General features: G+C 31.2%; 18 protein-coding genes. 2 read left to right on the top strand and 16 right to left on the bottom strand.

Translation table 11 applies throughout. The features are described from left to right. Nucleotides 1-44 precede the first annotated feature (44 nt). The 8 genes from EQ029_RS05505 to EQ029_RS05470 form a co-directional block, all read right to left on the bottom strand. On the bottom strand, nt 45-1637 hold the full coding sequence (locus EQ029_RS05505; RefSeq protein WP_011275485.1) for a YtxH domain-containing protein: 1593 nt from the start codon (nt 1635-1637) through the stop codon (nt 45-47). A gap of 71 nt (nt 1638-1708) precedes the next feature. After that, a complete protein-coding gene (locus EQ029_RS05500; protein WP_011275484.1) occupies nt 1709-2215 on the bottom strand; it encodes a DUF948 domain-containing protein in 507 nt (168 codons plus the stop codon). Nucleotides 2216-2296: 81 nt separating this feature from the next. Continuing rightward, nucleotides 2297-3610: a UDP-N-acetylmuramate--L-alanine ligase gene (murC, locus tag EQ029_RS05495; RefSeq protein ID WP_011275483.1), complete on the bottom strand. Its 1314-nt coding sequence runs from the start codon at nt 3608-3610 to the stop codon at nt 2297-2299. A gap of 20 nt (nt 3611-3630) precedes the next feature. Next, nucleotides 3631-7524, bottom strand: coding sequence for a DNA translocase FtsK (locus EQ029_RS05490; protein WP_053022792.1), 3894 nt, complete (start codon nt 7522-7524; stop codon nt 3631-3633). 20 nt (nt 7525-7544) lie between these two features. Then, nucleotides 7545-8141: a YtpR family tRNA-binding protein gene (gene ytpR / locus EQ029_RS05485; RefSeq protein ID WP_016930816.1), complete on the bottom strand. Its 597-nt coding sequence runs from the start codon at nt 8139-8141 to the stop codon at nt 7545-7547. 21 nt (nt 8142-8162) lie between these two features. Then, nucleotides 8163-9020, bottom strand: coding sequence for a DUF1444 domain-containing protein (locus EQ029_RS05480; protein ID WP_057504925.1), 858 nt, complete (start codon nt 9018-9020; stop codon nt 8163-8165). 110 nt (nt 9021-9130) lie between these two features. Next, complete coding sequence (locus EQ029_RS05475; protein ID WP_011275479.1) at nt 9131-9442, bottom strand: thioredoxin family protein; 312 nt, start codon at nt 9440-9442, stop codon at nt 9131-9133. Nucleotides 9443-9455: 13 nt separating this feature from the next. Beyond that, complete coding sequence (locus EQ029_RS05470) at nt 9456-10529, bottom strand: M42 family metallopeptidase (protein WP_029376629.1); 1074 nt, start codon at nt 10527-10529, stop codon at nt 9456-9458. An 83-nt stretch (nt 10530-10612) separates the two neighbouring features. On the opposite strand from EQ029_RS05470, the gene EQ029_RS05465 reads away from it, so the two are divergent. Beyond that, nucleotides 10613-10933: a hypothetical protein gene (locus tag EQ029_RS05465; RefSeq protein ID WP_029376628.1), complete on the top strand. Its 321-nt coding sequence runs from the start codon at nt 10613-10615 to the stop codon at nt 10931-10933. Nucleotides 10934-11049: 116 nt separating this feature from the next. Here EQ029_RS05465 and EQ029_RS05460 read toward each other — a convergent pair whose 3' ends face one another. The 8 genes from EQ029_RS05460 to EQ029_RS05425 all read right to left on the bottom strand — a co-directional run bounded on the left by EQ029_RS05460 (nt 11050) and on the right by EQ029_RS05425 (nt 19353). Beyond that, entirely contained in the window at nt 11050-11871 is an 822-nt protein-coding gene (locus EQ029_RS05460; RefSeq protein ID WP_057504924.1) for a YtnP family quorum-quenching lactonase, read from the bottom strand. 252 nt (nt 11872-12123) lie between these two features. Further along, the gene (trmB, locus tag EQ029_RS05455) at nt 12124-12768 is read right to left on the bottom strand and encodes a tRNA (guanosine(46)-N7)-methyltransferase TrmB (protein WP_016930812.1); all 645 of its coding nucleotides are present in this window, start codon (nt 12766-12768) and stop codon (nt 12124-12126) included. Nucleotides 12769-12782: 14 nt separating this feature from the next. Further along, entirely contained in the window at nt 12783-13574 is a 792-nt protein-coding gene (locus EQ029_RS05450; RefSeq protein WP_016930811.1) for a phosphotransferase family protein, read from the bottom strand. A 454-nt stretch (nt 13575-14028) separates the two neighbouring features. Then, complete coding sequence (gene dat / locus EQ029_RS05445; protein ID WP_011275473.1) at nt 14029-14877, bottom strand: D-amino-acid transaminase; 849 nt, start codon at nt 14875-14877, stop codon at nt 14029-14031. Nucleotides 14878-14880: 3 nt separating this feature from the next. Continuing rightward, entirely contained in the window at nt 14881-16290 is a 1410-nt protein-coding gene (locus tag EQ029_RS05440; protein ID WP_011275472.1) for a Cys-Gly-3M3SH dipeptidase, read from the bottom strand. A gap of 290 nt (nt 16291-16580) precedes the next feature. Beyond that, entirely contained in the window at nt 16581-17006 is a 426-nt protein-coding gene (locus EQ029_RS05435; RefSeq protein ID WP_011275471.1) for a YtxH domain-containing protein, read from the bottom strand. A gap of 20 nt (nt 17007-17026) precedes the next feature. Next, nucleotides 17027-17719 (bottom strand): pseudouridine synthase, encoded by a 693-nt coding sequence (locus EQ029_RS05430; protein ID WP_011275470.1) that lies wholly within the window; start codon nt 17717-17719, stop codon nt 17027-17029. Next, on the bottom strand, nt 17716-19353 hold the full coding sequence (locus EQ029_RS05425) for a putative polysaccharide biosynthesis protein (RefSeq protein WP_016931417.1): 1638 nt from the start codon (nt 19351-19353) through the stop codon (nt 17716-17718). The genes EQ029_RS05430 and EQ029_RS05425 overlap by 4 nt, the downstream gene beginning before the upstream one ends. A gap of 273 nt (nt 19354-19626) precedes the next feature. Between EQ029_RS05425 and EQ029_RS05420 the strand changes: the two genes are divergently transcribed. Beyond that, nucleotides 19627-20877 (top strand): BaiN/RdsA family NAD(P)/FAD-dependent oxidoreductase, encoded by a 1251-nt coding sequence (locus tag EQ029_RS05420; protein WP_046464602.1) that lies wholly within the window; start codon nt 19627-19629, stop codon nt 20875-20877. Nucleotides 20878-20924 lie beyond the last annotated feature (47 nt).

Below are 20924 nucleotides of genomic sequence, written 5' to 3'. Positions count from 1 at the left end.
ATATAATGAATGAATATTAACTTAATCAATAAGTTAAAGTATCATTAATCATTAAAAGTACGTTTATCTATTTTACTTTTAGCTTTTTCAGCTCTTTGTTGTTGTTTAGGTGTTTTATTTTTAGCTTTTGGTTCGTTTTGTGATTGCTTACTATTCCCTGTTGATTTTTCATTGTTTGATTTTGTATCGTGTGTGATAACACCATTTTCAAATTTAGAAGTAGCGTGAGCTTGATTATTTTTAACTTGATCTTCATCATTGTTAAAAGTATTATTATTTTTTGTTACTAAATTAGGTACAGTTTTATTACCAATTGATTTAGCAACAGAAGGCTCTTCTAATAAAGTTTTTGTTTTATTGGCTACGTTTAAGTCATTATCTAATTTACTTTTTTTTGTTTTAGCAGCTGATGCTAGATTTTTCGCAGTAACATGTTTATTATGGCTTGCATTATCCTTAATTGAAGAATCTGATAAATTATTATTTGATGATTCAACTTTTACTGCATTTTGTTGTGCTGTTAATTCAGTTGCACTAACCTTAACCTCTTTAGGTTCATTTTCTTCTTCTTTCTCTGTTTCAGCTTTAGCTTCTTGTATTTCTATCGCTTGTGGTGACTTGTCTGATAAATCATCTGACGTTTCAGCTTTAATTGCGTTTTGTTGAGCTACAATTTCTTCAGCACTATTATCTTCATTATTTCTTAAATTCTGAATTTCATCAGCTTTAGCTTCTTGTATTTCTTGTGCTTGTGGTGATTGGTCTGATAAATCATCTGACGTTTCAGCTTTGATTGCATTTTGTTGTGCAGCTAATTCTGTAGCACTAATTTCTTTCGATTTTGAATCTTTTTTAGCTTCAGCTTTAGCTTCTTGTATTTCTTGCGCTTGTGGTGATTGATCTGCTAAATTATTCGACGTTTCAGCTTTGATTGCATTTTGTTGAGCTACAAGTTCATCATTGCTAACTTCTGAATTGTCTCTGTTTTTAAAGTCATCAATTTTTTGCTTAACATTTTCGATGTTACTTTCAGTTTGTTGCTTAATATTTTGGTAACGATTTCTCAATTCTTTTTCTTTAGTCTTCGCACCATCAATTTTTTCTTCAGCTTTATTTTTATAAAATAAACCTACAGCTGAACCGATTAAAGCACCTGTAATAAAACTAATTACAAAGTCCTTACGTGAAGGATGAGAACTGAACTTGTTGTGACTATATTGAGAATTTGAAACATCATAATTATTAGAATTTTGATTTTCACCTTGACCGTGTAAATCTTTACCAGTGTTGTTAGTCACAAACTCGTCTCTATTATAATGTTCTGTATTTAAACCTTGTCTAGATTTACCATTTTTTTGGTTTGGTCCATTATCATGTAAATCATGACCAAAATTATTTTTTTCAAATTCATCTCTGTTGTAATGTTTTGTCGCATTTGATTGTGCTGCACTATCTTGTTGATTAGCACCTTGTCCATGCAAATCACTACCTGTATTAGATGTTGCAAATGAATCTCTGTCATAATGCTTTGTCGCATTTGATTGTGATGTGTTGTCTTGTTGATTAGCACCTTTTCCATGTAAATCATTACCAGAATTTGTAGTTTCAAATGCGTCGCGATTATATTTCTTGCTCATATTAACTCCTCCTATAAGAAAAGCACTTAAATAAGTAAAAACCTCATTTAAGTGCATTTGATTGAATCATATTAAAAGTTTTTCTCAACGTTAGTAGTGTAATTTTCGTTAGAATGATTTGCATCATTACCTACAGATGTGTTTCTGTAGTTTGCACTTCCTCTACGGTAGTGTCTATTTTGCCATTTGTCAGCAATTTCCATTGCAACATTTGACCATTGAACTACTTGAGAAATTTTATCTTCATTTTGAGAAATATTATGTGTAATTGAGTTAGTTACACGATCAACTGAACCATTTAAGTTTTGTACTGAATCACCGATGCCTTTAACACCATCGACAACAGAGTTTAAACGTTCAACTTTTCCTTGAATATCTTCAGTTAAGCGATTAGCTTTGTGAAGTAAATCAGTTGTTTCACGAGTAATACCTTGAACTTGGCCTTCAACACCATCAAGTGTTTTAGCAACGTGATCTAAATTCTTTTTAACTGAAATTAAAACAACAACGATTCCAATACATAATACTAAAAATGCAATCGCAGCGATAATTCCAGCAATTGGTAAAATCCAATCCATTAAAAACGCCTCCTAATTACCATTTACTTTTAAATAAAAGCTATTAATTATAAATACCCAACATAATTATATATAAACATATTAAAATTCATTTGTCATGCCGACATGTTCTTCATATGCACGTTGTAACTTTTGAATGTCACCAGCACCCATGAATAAGATGACTGCATTATCAAATTGATCTAATACGTCAATATTATTTTCTTCGATAAGCGCAGATCCGTCAATACGATTTATCAAATCTTGAATCGTTAAATCGCCAGTATTTTCACGAATGGAACCAAATATTTCACATAAATAAACATGGTCCGCTTTACTTAATGATGTTGCAAATTCATCTAAGAAGGCTTGTGTTCTTGAGAAAGTATGTGGTTGGAAAACTGCCACAATATCTTTATTTGGATATTTTTTACGTGCTGTTTCAATTGTAGCACTAATTTCTCTTGGATGGTGAGCATAATCGTCTACTAATACTTGATTAGCAACATTTGTTTCATTAAAGCGACGTTTTACACCACCAAATGTTTCTAATGCCTCTTTAATGTTGTTAACGTCCATCTTTTCTAGGTAACTAATTGCGATAACAGCTAATGCATTTTGGATATTATGATCACCGTACTGAGGTGATAAAAATTGATCATAATATTCACCATTAACATAAACATCAAATTGAGTGCCTTTATCCGTGATTTGAATGTTATCTGCGTAAATATCATCATTTTTATTTAATCCATAGTAATAAATTGGAACATCAGCTTTAAGTTGTCTTAGATGATCATCATCACCCCAAGCAATAATTGCTTTTTTGACATTGTGCGCCATGCTTTGGAAAGCACTTGCTACATCATCAATATCTTTGAAGTAATCAGGATGATCGAAGTCAATATTTGTCATAATTGCATAATCTGGATGATAACTTAGGAAATGTCGACGATATTCACATGCTTCAAATGCAAAATAATCGCTCGCAGGTAATCCCATACCAGTTCCATCACCAATCAAGAATGACGTTTTTTTATCACCATTCATAACATGTGATAATAAACCAGTTGTTGACGTTTTTCCGTGAGCACCTGTAACTGCAACTGATGTATATTGATCAATTACATGACCTAAGAAGTCATGATAGCGAATAACATCTAATTTTAAATCATGCGCTTTAACAATTTCTTCATGAGTATCTGGAAACGCATTACCTTGTATTACTACCATCCCTTCTTTAATATTATCTGCATTAAATGGTAGTATTTTAATTCCTTTATTTTTCAATGCTACTTCGGTAAATACATATTTTTCAATATCAGACCCTTGCACCTCATGACCAAGATCATGCATGATCTGTGCTAATGAACTCATTCCAGCGCCTTTAATACCAACAAAATGATAATGCGTCATATACATAAAACTCCTTTAAATTATTCTTTCTTTAAGTCTGCTTCAGTTATAAATACATCTCTAGGTTTAGAACCGTTTGCACCTGAAATATAATCTAATTGTTCAAGTTGATCTACAATTCGAGCTGCACGGTTATAACCAATTTGGAAATGTCTTTGAATTAATGAAGTAGATATATGTCCTTCTTTAACCATAAATTCACACACATCATCAAATAATTCATCTTGAGCTTGTGTTTGATTCTTTTTAAGTAATTCCTTTTCTTCGAATAAATAGTCAGGTTCTCTTTGATCTTTAATGAAATCAACTACATCATCAATTTCATCATCCGAAACAAAAGTACCTTGGACACGAATTGGTTTATTCATTCCGCTACCTAAATAAAGCATATCCCCATATCCTAACAAGCGTTCTGCACCGCCACTATCTAAAATCGTTCTTGAGTCAACGCTTGAAGATACCATAAATGCAATACGTGTAGGTATGTTAGATTTTATTAAACCAGTAATGACATTGACAGAAGGTCGTTGTGTTGCAACTAACATGTGTATTCCGCATGCACGAGCCTTTTGAGCTATTCGAGCAATTGATTGTTCTACTTCTTGAGGTGCCATCATCATTAAATCAGCTAACTCATCAATTACAATAACAATTTTTGGCATTCTTTGCTCATATGGTGCTTTTTTATTGAAAGCAGTAATATTTCTTACGTGGAATTGCGCAAATAATTTGTAACGTTTTTCCATTTCATCTACTGCCCATTTTAAACTTTGTGTAGCTGCCTTTACATCAGTAATAACTGGTGAAACTAAATGTGGTAAATCGTTATATGGTGCAAGTTCTACCATTTTAGGGTCAATAAGTAATAATCTTAATTCTTCAGGATGATTTTTGTAAAGTAATGACATTAAAATACTATTGATACACACAGATTTACCTGAACCAGTCGCCCCTGCAATTAATGCGTGAGGTGTTTTAGCTATGTCCATCAATAATGGTTCATTATTGATTCGATTACCCATTGCTACTGTTAATTTAGACTCGGCATTTTTAAATTTTGGACTCTCTAAAATAGATTTTAAATTGACTTTCGTAGGATTTAAATTCGGTACTTCAATACCAACTAAACTTGTTCCAGGAATTGGTGCTTCAATTCGAATATCCTTAGCAGCTAGAGCCATTTTAATATCATCTTGTAAAGCTGTAATTCTTGAAACTTTGACACCCTTTTCTACCGCCAATTCAAAACGAGTTACACTTGGTCCTTCTGTAACATTTTGAACTTCAGCAGGTACATTAAAATAATAAAAAGCGTCATTTAATTCTTGTTTTTTTTCTTCAATCCATGATTCATCTATTTCATGTTCTTCATGATCTTCTAATAGATCAAGGCTTGGTAGCTTAATATTAGGTCCTCTTCTTATAGGAGCCTTATGATTAGCGTCATCTCCATCTTTATGATTCTTTGTTGAAGTAACTTCGGAATAACCCTCTTTAGAAACAAACTCATTAATATCATGTTTATTATCATTTTGATTATTTGAATTTTGAACTTTACTAAATTGATTTCCTTTAGGCATATCATTGTTTTGACTATTATCAACATCTTGATGTTCATTTTCTCTTGTGTTTTCGTCATTAATAATATTGTCTTTTTCAACCGAATGTTCGGAACTTTCATTGTATTCAAGTGATGCCACATTAAAATCAGATGATTCGTCAGAATTTAATTGTGACTCATTTAAATGATTGTCGAATTCTGCATTCATTTTCTCATCTTGTGCTTCTTTTTTTGTTTCTGGTTTTAATTCAGGCACATTAACTTTGTTTCTTGAAACTGAATTTTTTTTAGCATCCATTACACGTTTCTTATCAGAAGGTGTCATTACTACATTAAATGGTTTACTACCAGGCTTGATTGACATTTTTTGTGGTGCTTTATTAGTTTTATTAAATGATGGTTCAGCTTTTTTATCTTCATTTAAACTATCTTTTTCAAGATGTTCTGAATCATCTGTTTTATTAGACGTTAATGATACATCTTCGTTATTTAAAGATTCATGTTGTATATCTTCTGATTGTGATAACTTTTGATCTTCTTTATTCGTATCTTGTGCCAATCTTTCATCATTTTCTTCATCTTCATTAGTTGCGTATTCTATATCAGAAGAAACAGCATTTCGAACAGCATTATTGATATTATTTTCAGATGAATTTTGTTGATTTTCAGAGTTATTCACTTCATCATTAAATTTTAAATCATTCGCTTTATCTTGCATAAGTGATTCTGATTCATTAATCTCTCTATAATTAGCATCGTCTATTTTTTCATCATTGTTTTCATCAGTTGTTTTATTACTAATACCTTCATTTTCATCATCATCCATGACTTGCTCATGTAAATCATCATCATGAAGCATTTCTTCATGACTATTGGTGTCCTCTAAGTAGTCATCAAATTTTTCATTTGAATAACTTTCCACTTTATTATTGTTAATTTTTGACGATTGTTCTTCTAATACATCTTTAACTTGTACATCATCCTGTCTAACTTGTTGGACGCTTGAAACTTGATTTAAATCAATTTCTTCATAATTGTAGGGTTCAAGAGATTCATTTGAAACTTCTGTTTGATTATCAACATTATCACTATTAGTTTGTTCATCAGTTTGATTTTGAACTAGCCTATTATGCTCATCAGCTAATGATTTGTCCTTACTATGATAACTATGCTTGCTTTTATCGATTTCACTTTCATTCGATTTGTTGCTTACATTGTCACCTTGATTAAGTGAACTTTCACCAGTATATTGTTCTGCTTGCTTAGCATACATTTCGTCGATTGCTCTTTGTATACTATCTTCTTCATCAGTTTGTTGTCGTTTATTTTGTAAGGCTTCTTTAAATTTACGCTTTTGTTGAACTTTACGCTCTCTTTCTTTTCTAATTTCCTCTACAATCTGAGAAGCATAAATATTTTCAATATTCACCGTGTTATCACGTTTTGAATAATTTGGAGTACGCTCATTATTATTAGAGGTATTAGAACTTGATTCTATAGTTGATTCATTTTCAATGGTAATTGATGAATCTAATTGTGAGGAACGTTTAGTATCTTCCTTATTTGAATTGTCAGCTATAGCATGATTACTTTCATGGGGAACATGTTCAACTGTGCTTGAACTATATTTTGTTATAGACTCTTTTGAATCTTCATCATCTTTAACAGGTGGTATTACACCGTTTTCGATTGGTCTACGCTTTTTAGTTCCAAAAATAGCAGATGGTACTTCCGATGTTTTAAAACTTGAACGGTGATATGTAGGTTCAGAACTTAAATGATAGTTTGATTTAAATCTCTCTGATTGTAACTTAACTCTAGATTGGTGATTTGAATTAGCTTTTGAATAATTTGAAACATTGGTACTAGAGTAATTGTTTTGATGTTTATTAAAGCGTTGTGACTCACGTGTATCAATATATTTATTTGATGACTTAGGGCTTCTTGATTTAATAGAAGGTATACCAGTATCATCTTGATTTATATGATTTCTTCTACGTCGTCTTCTTGAATCTTCTGAACTATCATACTTAGCATAATTATTAGATTGATTTGTATGACCTTCGTAATCAAATGAATCATATGAACTATGGTCATTACTAGAATGTGGTCTATAACTACCAATATCATCATTACTGTCACGATAAATTGCTTCTTCATAATTCTCGTCTTGACCCACATCGATAGGGAAACGAAACTTACCTCTTGGACGATCATATATATCGTTGTTTTCAGGAAGTAATGAATCATCTTTATTTTGAGTTAGATCGCCATTACGACGTTTACTTTTGCGTCTGAGCAATTCTTCATCAGAATTCTCTTTATTACTAAATAAATCATCAAACCAACTCATAAATTCACTTCCTTCCTATATTAATCGAAAAATGCTTGACCAATTTCATAGTCATTACTTAATACCATTATACCTTTTTCTTGAGGTGCGTTTGGTAAATTTAATTCTTTCATAGAACAAATCATTCCACTAGAAGCTACACCACGTAATTCAGCATCTTTAATAACCATACCACTTGGCATTACTGCTCCTACTTTTGCGACAACCACCTTTTGGCCTGCCTCAACATTTGGTGCACCACATACGATTTGTAAATGCTCATTACCAACATTTACTTTTAAAACACTTAATTTATCAGCATCTGGATGTTTTTCTTTAGTTTCAACATATCCAACTACAAACTTAGGAGATAAATCTGCATTTAATTGATAGTCTAATCCTGATTTATTTATGGCTTTCTGAACAGCATCCACTAGTTCAGAAGTTAATTTAATATGTCCGTTTCCACTTATTTTGTTATATCTTGAAAATTCAAATATATTAAAACCGACTATTGTTCCTTCCTTACTAATTTCAACAATATCGCCTTGTTTTTTATATTCAAACGGTCCATCAGTAGGTTCTATTTGTAGAAAAGCTACATCCCCTACTCCATCTTTATTGTAAAATAAATTCATTTAAAATCTCCTCTATATCAATTATTTCTTATTATTAAATCTTTTTCGATTTGCTTCTAATCGTTGAATAACATTTGGATCTCGCTTTTGTTTATTATTTTTACCCAAAATGAATATAGGTTCAAAATGTCCTTTTTCATAACCAAATGATAATGATGTAATTGGAACTAATCCCTTAGTGAAGAATTCCATTGTCAAATGAGCCATTACATCATAACCAGTGTTATTACGTATATCAGCAATAACTAAGACATCTTGATGTGGAACAGCTACTAACATTTCACCTTCACACTGTTGATAGATATCATCTAAAAATTTCGTATTCAAGATACGACTAGCATCGTACCCATCATTTGAATTTACAAAATAGAAAATGTTTCCTTTAACTTCATCTGTTTTATATTCATTTTTGAGTTTACGTATGTTGAATAATGACATTTCTTTAACTTGTTGTTCAGTTAAACCAAGTGACTCCAACATACTTTCATCAATTAGTCGGTAAGATTTACCTAAATCAAGTGCGTAATAAATATTGGTTTCAGCTGTATGCTTTTCAATGATAAAACGATGACCTTCTTTTGTTTTTTTATCAAAGCTTGTAGCACGTATGACAGGCATAATCTGGATGTTAGTCATTTTTTCAATGCTTTCATCATCCATTTGAGCGATTGCTTCTTCGACATAATAAACAATTTCATCTATAATTTTCTCTTTTTGGACTTCATATTTAGCGACAATTGCGTTTAATTTGATTGTTACACCTTTATAATTGTCTTGTCTATATATACGTAATGTTTCCTCTTCACGATCAAATTTAAAATCAACATTTAGATGCGCTAAACGTTGTTTTAATTTATCTCTTATTTGAAAAACATTCATGTTTAACACTCCTATATTCGCACCTTATGCTATTTTACAATAAATTTGTAGTCAATTACAAAAAAATAAGTTAGAGTTTAAATTCTACTATTTTTTAAATTACTTTTTAATTAAACATATTTACTCAAGAATTCATCAATTTGTTCAATAGATTTTCGTTCTTTTCCAATATAACTACCTACTAATTCATCATTTTTATACACTAAAAAGCTTGGGATACCCATAATATCATTTTCAATAGCTAAATCTATAAATTCATCTCTATCAACTGAAACAAAATTAAAATGATTATACTTCTCTTCTAAACGTGGTAAATCAGGTTCGATGATACGACAGTCAGGGCACCATCCTGCTGTAAATTCAAATACTGTGTTTTCTTTCTTAAGTGAATTAAATTGAGATTCAGATTCTAATTTTATCATTTTAATCTACTCCTTAATCTTGGAATTGTAATTTGTTAATTTGTTCTATATTTAAATTTAATATAACTTGTTCAAGTAATTGTCTAGCAGAATAGTAATCTCTAATATCAAAAACTGCATTCGTACTGTGAATATATCTAGCACAAACACCAATTACTGCAGTTGGAATACCAATATTAGCTTTGTGTATTTCTCCACCATCTGTACCGCCTGGAGATATGTAGTATTGATAATTTATATGATTGTCTTCAGCTAACTTAATTAGATAATCTCTAAATTCTGGTTGTAGAATCATAGTACCGTCTTTAATACGGATTAATGTTCCACCACCTAATTCACCTGATAATTGATTTACACCTTTAATATCATTCGCAGGTGAACAATCTACAACCAAAGCAACATCAGGCTGAATTAATTCAGCAGCTGGCTTAGCACCACGTAATCCTACTTCTTCTTGGACGTTAGCACCAACATATAAATCGACATCCAATTCTACATCACTCAACAATTCTAGTATTTCAATTGCAATGACACAACCATATCGATTATCCCATGCTTTAGCACTATATCGATATTCAGATAACTGCGTCAATTCAGTATTTGGAACTATTGTATCTCCTATTTCAATACCTAATTCCCTTACTTCTTCATCAGAACTTGCACCTATATCTAACAATAAATCTTTGATTTCAGGTACCGCTTCATTTCCAGTTCTAAAGTGTTTAGGTATATTAGAAACAATCCCTACAATTATATCTCCCTTTCTGTTTTTAACTTGAAGGCGTTGACCCTGCCATATATCATTTGCTACTCCTCCAAGATTGGTGAACTGTAACATACCATTTGTTGTAATATTTGTAATCATAAATCCAATCTCATCCATATGTGCAGCTATCATTACCCTCTTGGCGTTAGCTTTCTTAGATTTTTTGACTCCATAGAAACCACCCATATGATTTACAATAAATTCATCAACATATGGTGCCATTTCTTTTTTCATATAATTTCGTACGTCTTCTTCAAAACCAGGCGCACCATGTAATTCAGTTAATGATTTAATTCGCTCTAAAGTTTTTTTCTTGTCCATCTTAACTAACACACTCCTTAAATGTATTATATCATTTTGAATATGGTACACTAATGATAAGAACTATTAATAGAGAGGTAAAGATTATGACACGTCAAACTTACAAATACATCTCAATTTCAGTTGCTTTACTTACAAGTATTGCTACTATTACATTTATTTATTTTCTTAGAGAAAAGAATAAAATCCAAAATCCTAGTAATGTTCTGAAAGAAGCCAAATCTTATTTTATGAATGTTAAAGGCTCATTTATTCTTCATGAGCCGTATGTAGATGACAATTTATATCCAAACAGATTAATCTTTCAAGGTGGCATAACTCAAATTAAGAATAATCAGCAAGTTGAATATATATTTTATGCGGATGCTAAATCGGGAGAAATCATTAATATTGTAGAATTATAATAAAGTAAAAGGCAAGAGAAGTGGGAAATAAAATATGCCCACTCCTCTTACCATTTTTTTACATGTAATTTCTATTATTAAAGCAATCCTAAAACCAACATTTCACTAGTCAATCATTAACGCTCAATTGACTGCTTAATTGTTTTGCCATCACGTTCATATTGAGCCGCGAAGAATACATTATCATGATAATACAAGAACCAATAATCTTGATAAATGTAATATGGAATTAATCTTTCTTTTTCTCGAATGGATTGTATTGGATAATCGTCATATGCCATAACCCATAACGGATTAATATGTGCATTCGTAGGCAATATATCAGACATATGGACAGCTCTCTCTCCTTCACTTTCAATCGTAATAATTGATTGTCCATAACTATGACCACCAACATGTTTCATATGAATGCCTGGATAGACTTCAACCTCTTTATCAAAAAGTATTAATTTATTTTCATAAGTACCTCTATTGATTTCCCAATAAGTTGCCTTACTACGGATGTTAGGACTTGTAAATTCATGCCACTCGTCTTGTTGCACAAAATGAGTAGCATTCGAAAAAATTGAGTTGCCGTCAACATCTGTTAGACCAGTTGCATGATCAAAATGCATGTGGGACATAAGTACCATATCTATATCTTCAACATTTAAATTTAATTTTTCTAGTTCATCATGTATTTGACTTTCATACGTGACACCATAATTTTTAAGTTGTTTATCAGTTAATTTATGATTACCAATTCCAGCATCAATTAAAATATTTTTATCCCCTGTTTGAATTAAAATTGGATAAGTTAAATTTGGAACTTGGTTTTTCTCATTAACAGCATATCGTTTAGTCCATAATGGTTTAGGAACTACTCCAAATATGGCCCCACCATCCATTTGTGTTATACCACCATTTAAATAATTGATGTTAAATGCGCCTAATTTCATATTAAACACCCTCCATTTGTCTTTTTATCTATCAAGTGTTCACATATCAAACTAACTTACAATACAATATCCACTTTAAAAATAAATAAACAGGAGTGGCACATCATTCATAATGAATCATTGTACCACTCCTGTAGGGTGATTAGAACTGAGTAAATTTTATTGGTGTTAACTTCACTTTTCTATCACTAATTTAATATTTGTAATACATTATTTCAATAATACTTACTATTGAAACTTTACTAACTAATGTTAAATAGATTTATGAAATTTTGCTTCCATACGATAAATTCTAGAACCTTTTTCAGAAAATTTCTTTTCATATTCTGTCAAAATATTATCTTCATCATCTTCATCATGTAGATTTAGATTTAACTTCGTAAAGTACATCCCATATTGCGACATACTTTCTAAACTGAAAGCGAACAAACCTCTATTATCCGTTTTAAAATGAATTTCTCCATCTTCTTTTAAAATTTGTTGATATAAAGCTAAAAAAGTATGATATGTCAATCGACGTTTAGCATGCCTTTTCTTTGGCCAAGGATCTGAGAAATTTAAATAGATTCGAGAGACTTCACCATCATTAAAATACTCATTTAATTCTATAGCGTCATTACATATCATTTTTAAATTTGTCAGGTTTAGTTCCTTCACTTTATCCAACACTTTATACATTACACTTTTCTCACGTTCCATAGAAACAAAATTTATTTCTGGGAATTTAGAAGCTAGTGTTGTTATAAATTGCCCCATACCAGATCCAATTTCTATATAAATCGGTTGCTCTTTATCAAACCACTCTGACATTTTTCCAGCATGCGCCCCATCCATATCAACTAAATTAGGATGTTCTTTTAAATAATCTTCCGCCCATGGTTTATAGCGAACTCTCATACACGAAATCTCCCTTAGATAAATAAATTACTATTCATAACCTCATTTAAGAATTTCAACCAATTATTCATATCTTTAAATCTTTTCTGTTCTTCATACCACTGAACCATTCCGATTGATTGAATTACCGTATACCATTTCATACGCTTATTTAATTCAATGTTCTCTTCTACACCGTATGTTTTAAACCAGTCTGACCAGTTTTTTTCGGGAACGTAGTTATAAAGCAGCATTCCAATATCAATTGCAGGATCAGCAATCATTGCACCTTCCCAATCTACTAAGAACAACTCATCCCTATCAGATAATAACCAATTATTATGATTCACATCTCCGTGTACAACAGTAAAAAAGCGAGAATCTAGGTTAGGTATGTGTTCTTCTAAATATGTTAATGATTTACGAATAATATGATGTGTTAATACTTCTCTTGATAATGAAGCATTAATCTTTTTTAACATAATATTAGGTGTGATTGGTTCCATTTCCATTCGTTTAAGCATATTGAGTAAAGGTTTTGAACCATGAATCTTTTTTAATAATGCAGCAACTCGTGATTGATACATTTCATCAGGTTCTAATTCTCGGCCATTTTTCCAATGTTGTGCTGTAACTACTTCACCTGTTTCAATACGTTTAGTCCAAACTAATTTAGGTACAATCCCCTCAGCTGAAAGCGCTGCTATAAATGGATTAGAATTACGCTTTAAAAATAGCTTTTGTCCATCTTGTTCAGCCATGTATGCTTCACCTGAAGCGCCACCTGCAGAATCAAGTGTCCACCCTAATTGATAAAACTGCTCCAACTCGTTCACCTCACTTTCAATTAGAAAATGGCTCGAGAAATATAGTTTTCAAGAGCCATATATTCTAATTTATTATAATCATTTGTTGGAAAATAGATTATTTATTTCAAAATAGTTATGTTTTTACATATAAGTCATAATTTTAAATAATATGTTATTGTCCCCTAACACTTATTTAAATAAATACGTCTCTTTTATCACTCAATGTTGATTTTATAATTTTTAGCCTTCTTTTTCAACTGAAAATGAGAAACAAAAAGATACATTTTACTAGTCGATACTTGCTAAAATTCGATTCAATCTTTTGGTTTCATTATAACACATTTTCATATCTTTAAACTGAGTATTTTTAATTTAATTCATTTAATTTATTCACACTGAAAAATAAAAAAGAACGTACTAAAATTCTATCTTTTAAGAATTAGTACGCTCTTCAATTAATTATTTTAATGAATTAACTACTTCTAGATTCAATATATTTATTAAAGCCTTCTTGTAATTGACGAGTCACAGGACCTACCTTACCGTCACCAACTTGTTCACCATCAATCTTAACAACTGGTGTCACTTCAGCAGATGTACTAGAAACAATGACTTCATCAGCATTTTTTAAGAATTCAACAGTGAATGTTTCTTCTTTAAAAGGAATATCTTCATCTTCAGAAATCCATTTAATAACCTTACGAGTAATACCATTTAAAATGTAATTATTAACGGGATGCGTATAAATAGCACCATCTTTAATCGCATATACATTACTAGAAGCGCCTTCTGTAACAGTTTCCCCTCTATGTTGAATTGCTTCACCAGCATTGTATTTAACCGCATATTCCTTTGCAAGTACATTTCCTAGAAGGTTTAAACTTTTAATATCACAACGTAACCATCTAATATCTTCAACAGTAGCTGCATTAATACCATTTTCTAAATCATCATATGGACGGTCATAACTTTTAGCAAATGCCATAATAACTGGCTTTACTTCTGGAGTTGGGAACGAGTGATTTCTTGGTGCTACACCACGCGTAGCTTGAATATAGATACCACCATTTTGAATATTATTTACCTTTAATAATTCTCTAACTACATCAATTAATTCTTCGACAGTATAGCCTAAATCTAATTGAATTTCACTTGCACTTCTAATAAATCGTTCAAAGTGTTCTGTTACTGTAAATAATTTCCCATCATATGCTCTAATGTATTCATAAATTCCATCACCAAATACATAACCACGGTCTTCATAAGATACTTTAGCTTCATTTTGGTCGATAAATTCGCCGTTAATAAAAACTTTTGTCATAGATTATCCCTCCACACATAGTGAATAAATTGCTTCTAAATAGATACTTGTCGCGTTGAACAATTGTTTTTTAGTAATATACTCATTCTTTTGATGCATTAAATCCTCTGAATCTTCAAACATAGCCCCAAACGCTACACCTTTATCAAGATTTCTAGCATATGTTCCCCCACCTATTGTATATGGTTCAGACATATCACCAGTTTGATTTCTATAAGCTTTAACTAATTTTTGTACAAATGGATCATTTTTGTCTACAAAATGAGGTTGTTGAACTTTTCCTAATTCAAGGTCAAATCCATATGCTTTAATTTCTTTTGTAAATCGTTGTATTGCTTCTTCAAACTCAAATTTTTGAGGATAGCGTAAGTTTATGCCAAAACGTCCACCTTGTTTGTTATCGTAAGAAATTATACCAACATTTGTTGTTACATCACCCATGACGTCCGTATGGAATTTCATACCCATTTTCTCACCAAAGTGTGATTCATGAAGATAACGATTACTAAAGTCTACAAACTCTCTTGCCGTTTGATTTAAATTTAATGTTGATATGAAATCTAATAAATATAAACCAGCATTAACTCCTAATGAAGGGTCCATACCATGAACAGCTTTACCTTCAAGCGTTAAAACTAACTCACCACTATCAACAACACTCTCACCTTGTAATTTATGTTGGTCTAAGTAGTGTTCAAAATGTTGTACAACGTCTGTCATATTTTCTTTTACAAATACTCTAGCTTGTGCATGATCTGGCACCATATTATAACGTTGTCCAGATTCAAACGATATTAATTCATAATCTGGTTCATCTTGGTCTTCAGAAGTGCTATTTTGGACTAAATCGAAAGTTGTTATACCTTTTTCACCATGAATAGCTGGAAATTCTGCATCCGGTGCAAATCCTAATGTAGGCATTTCTTCAGTTTGGAAATATCTTTCAGTACATTTCCAATCGGATTCTTCATCCGTACCTATAATGATATGAATACGTTTCTTCCAATCAACTTTCATGTCATTTAAAATTTTAACTGCATAATAAGCAGCTATTGTAGGGCCTTTATCATCTAACGTACCTCTAGCAATAATTGCATCATCAGTTACAACTGGGTTAAATGGGTCTGAATCCCAACCATCTCCGGCGGGTACAACATCAACGTGGCATAAAACGCCTAATACATCGTCACCCTTGCCCGCTTCAATTCTGCCTGCAATGTGATCTACATCATGGGTAGAAAAACCATCTCTTTGTGCAATTTCGTACATATAATCGAGTGCTTGTCGTGGTCCAGGACCAACTGGAGTTTCATCAGATGCTTTTGAATCATCTCTGACACTCTCAATTGAAAGCAGACCTTTCAAATCATCGATAATTTGACCTTCATATTCTTGAACTTTTTCTTTCCACATTCGAGATCAACTTCCTTTTCAATAGATATACATTTTATTTTACATAACTATGGCGATAAATTACAGTAAGATGTCAGAATATTTATAGATTTTATAAAAAATATTATTAACTATATTGAGTTTATACATTTGACACCCTTTTATGTAGTTATATTTAACAAGATTGTACGTTAGCATGTTTAGTAATAATTATAGTTACTTATTTTCAAACGTATCTTCTTATTAAATAAAAAAGAACCTGATACATTTTTCAATGTTCAGGTTCAAAAACATCTTAGATAAAATCAAGATTAGTCTTTATCTTCTAATGCATTATTATTTTTCTTTAAGTCTTCTTCAGTGACAACTCTTAAATTGTTATTAACAGTTGCGCCACCTTCATCATCAAATTTACCTTCTTCTAATGAATCTTCTTTATTAGCATCTAAATTAGTAAATTTTGATTTTTCTTCTTCTAAAAATGATTTTGGATCATTTTTTAAACGATTAGCATAGTCTTGAGGATTATTTCTAACTTCTTGAATTGTTTCATTAGCTTTAGAACTTAATTGACTTGCTAAGCCTCTTGCATTTTCTTTGTAACCCTCTGGATCTTCTTTATATTTATTATATTGTTCTTTTAATTTATCTCTGCTTTCTTTTCGAGATAATACTACTGCTACAGCTGCAGCGCCAACACCAGCAATTATTCTAAATAAACCTGTAGTTTTAGCCATATTAAACACCTTCTCCTTTGTTAATGCTGTAAAAGTTTTAATTCTTTATCTGAAAGTAACTTATACTCTCCAGATTTGAGATTTTCATCTAACGCCAAATTAGCGATTTTAAGACGTTTTAATTCTAATACCTCATTTTCAATGGCGTGAAACATCCTTTTAACTTGATGATATTTACCTTCATAGATAGTAACATGTGATATAGTTTCATTTATTCTAGTTAATTGTGCTGGTTTGACTGGACCGTCAGAAAGGATGATGCCTTTCTTAAATGCGTCAATATCAACTTTAGTAACGGGTTTTTTCGATGTCACTTCATATGTCTTAGAAACATGTTTAGAGGGACTCATTAAATCATGACTAAATTGACCATCATTAGTAATAAGTAGTAAACCTTCAGTATCCTTATCTAGCCTTCCAACAGGAAAGATATTTAGATGTTGGTATTCCGGAATTAAATCAATTACAGTACGATTTGATTCATCGTGTGTAGCTGAAATATAACCTTTTGGCTTATTAAGCATAATATAAACATTGTTAACGAACTCAACTTGCTTGCCATTTACATGAACTATATCTTCTGTAGGATTAATGTGAGATTTAGGTGACTTCTCAACTGAGGTGTTAACTGTGACCTTTCCTTTTTTTAAAAGATGTTTAACTTCAGTACGCGTTCCAACACCCATATTTGCTAAAAATTTATCTAGTCTCATCTTAGGAATCCAACTTTACGACGAATCTTACCAGGTAAATCCCCTAAAAACTCATCAGCTAATCTGTTCTTAATTGTTATTGTTCCATAAATCAGTCCACCAACTATAACACCTATAATTAGTATTATAAATGCACCAGATTTTCGATCTACAGAAATAAATAAGCTTAGTAAGAAGTATACTACTTCAACACTTATCATCATGATTAAACTATAAATGAAAATTTTAGCAACTTGAACCAATGTATCTGTAAAGTGGAACTTGGCATAAACTTTTAAAATCATTAAGTTTGCAACATTGGCAACCATTAATGCGATTGCAGTACTTAAAACAGCTCCTGATGTATGGAATATCATAATTAAAGGAATATTTAAGATTAATTTAACAAATACTGAGCCTAAAATTACAAAAACTGTTAATTTTTGTTTGTTTATTCCTTGTAACATTGAGGCAGTAACACTCAATAAAGAAATTAATATTGCAACAGGCGCATAATAAAATAATATTTTATTACCATCTGGATTGTACTGGTAAAATACTGTATATAATGGTGAAGACAATGCCATTATACCTAGACTAGCCGGAACTGTTATATACATTAATACACCAATTGAAGTTTTAATTTGGCGATGCATTTCATTTAAGCGACCCTCTGCAAAAGTTTTGGTAATAAATGGTATTAAACTAACAGCAAATCCAGCTGCTAAAGATGTTGGTATCATGACAATTTTATTTGTTGTAAAGTTTAAAATTGTAAAGAAATAGTCTTTATTCGCATGAAATCCTGCTGCATCTAGTGCATTATTATGTGTAAATTGATCCACTAAATTAAATAAAGGGAAATTCAAACTTACAATAACAAATGGAACACTATATGAAATAATTTCCTTATACATTTTTGTGTATGGCACGTCCAAACCGGTATGATCAGAAGCTACCATTTTCTGTATATGTGGTTTACGTTTACGCCAGTAATACCAAAGCGTTAACAAACCAGCAATTGCACCTATAGCAGCTGCAAATGTTGCTATACCATTTGCTTGTAGATAAGAACCATGAAAAACATTTAATACTAAAAAACTACCTATAAGAATAAAAACTATTCTAGCAATTTGTTCTGTTACTTCTGAAACTGCTGTAGGACCCATAGATTCATAACCTTGAAATACTCCACGCCAAGTAGCAAGTAATGGTATGAACATAACTACCATACTAATAACTCGGATAATCCATGTGATATCATCTATTGTCCAACCGCCTTTGCCTTCTTTACGTCCTAACGTTAAAGCAGCAATGTCTGGTGCTAAGAAGAATAATATTAAAAATCCAATTATTCCAGAAATGGACATCACTATAAAACTCGATTTATACAATTTTTGTCCAACTTTATACGCACCTAAGGCATTATATTTAGCTACAAATTTTGAAGCCGCTAACGGTATGCCTGCGGTTGCTACTGCAATTGCAATATTATATGGAACATAAGCATAGTTAAATGGTGCTAACTTTTCTTCCGCATTTGCACCCATAATGGCATAAAAAGGAATTACAAAAAGTACACCTAAAATTTTAGTAATAAGAATACTTAATGTAATGAGAAAGGTACCTCTTACCATTTCCTTATTTTCACTCATATTTAATCTTCCTGCCTTTTTAATAATCAAATTATTTAATTTAAAAACTGTAATTTTTAAGGGCTTGCATTACTATAAAATATATCACAAAATACTAATTGTTTACTAATTACTTTAATAGTTTTACTAAATTTAAGTTTAAACGCATAATAAATCAAGATATATAATTAATTAATGATGAACCAATCTTAAATTATAACTAAATTTATTGAGAATTCAAACGTATTTTAATTTATAATAAGAGAACTATGATTAACAAATGGAGGTTACTCTATGTATCAAACGATTATTATAGGTGGTGGACCTAGTGGGCTTATGGCAGCGGTTGCTGCATCAGAACAAAGTCAAAATGTACTCTTATTAGAGAAGAAAAAGGGTCTGGGTAGAAAACTTAAAATTTCAGGTGGTGGTAGATGCAATGTTACAAATCGTTTACCTTACGCAGAAATTATAAAAAATATCCCTGGTAATGGAAAATTTTTATATAGTCCCTTTTCAGTATTTGATAATGAATCGATAATCGACTTCTTTGAATCTAGAGGCGTCAAATTAAAAGAAGAAGACCATGGCCGTATGTTCCCTGTCTCAAATAAATCTCAAGATGTAGTTGATACACTTGTAAATACCATAAAACAAAACAAAGTTGACATAAAAGAGGAAACTATCGTCAATGAGATTAATGTAGAAGATAACGGAACTTTTGAAGTTACAACTGATAAAGGTATTTTTTCAAGTAAAAGTGTCATTATTGCAACTGGTGGAACTAGTGTGCCTCAAACAGGTTCAACGGGTGACGGCTATAAGTTTGCTAAAAAATTAGGACATAGTATCACTGAACTCTTCCCTACTGAAGTCCCTATCACTTCAGCAGAGCACTTTATTAAATCCAAAGAACTTAAAGGTTTAAGCCTAAAAGACGTAGAATTATCTGTACTTAAGAAAAATGGTAAAAAAAGAATAAGTCATAAAATGGATATGATATTCACTCATTTTGGTATAAGTGGTCCTGCAGCGTTAAGATGTAGTCAATTTGTTTATAAAGAACAAAAAAACCAAAAGACAAAAGAAATTAATATGCAATTAGATGTTTTTCCAGAATACAAAAATCATGTTCTAGAGGAAAAAATAACATCTATTTTAAATGAAGAACCTGATAAGTATATAAAAAATAGTTTAAGAGGACTTATAGAAGAACGCTATTTGTTATTTATGCTGAATCAAGCTCAAATCGATGAAAATACTACATATCATCACCTATCAAACCAACAACTAAAACAATTAGTTGACTGTTTTAAAGCCTTTACCTTTAAAGTGAACGGCACTTTACCAATTGATAAAGCCTTTGTAACTGGTGGTGGTGTAAGTTTAAAAGAAATTTGGCCAAAAACGATGATGTCAAAATTACAACCTGGATTATTTTTATGTGGAGAAGTATTAGATATTCACGGTTATACAGGTGGCTATAATATTACAAGTGCACTTGTTACAGGACATGTAGCAGGTTACGAAGCAGGTAAATTTTAATAAAAAGAACTCCCTAAGATTATTCTAGTAATATGTAGAATAATCTT

This window comes from Staphylococcus haemolyticus (assembly GCF_006094395.1).
Classification (GTDB): domain Bacteria; phylum Bacillota; class Bacilli; order Staphylococcales; family Staphylococcaceae; genus Staphylococcus; species Staphylococcus haemolyticus.
Note: the sequence above shows the minus strand (reverse complement) of the source record. Positions and strands in the feature narration are given on the sequence as shown.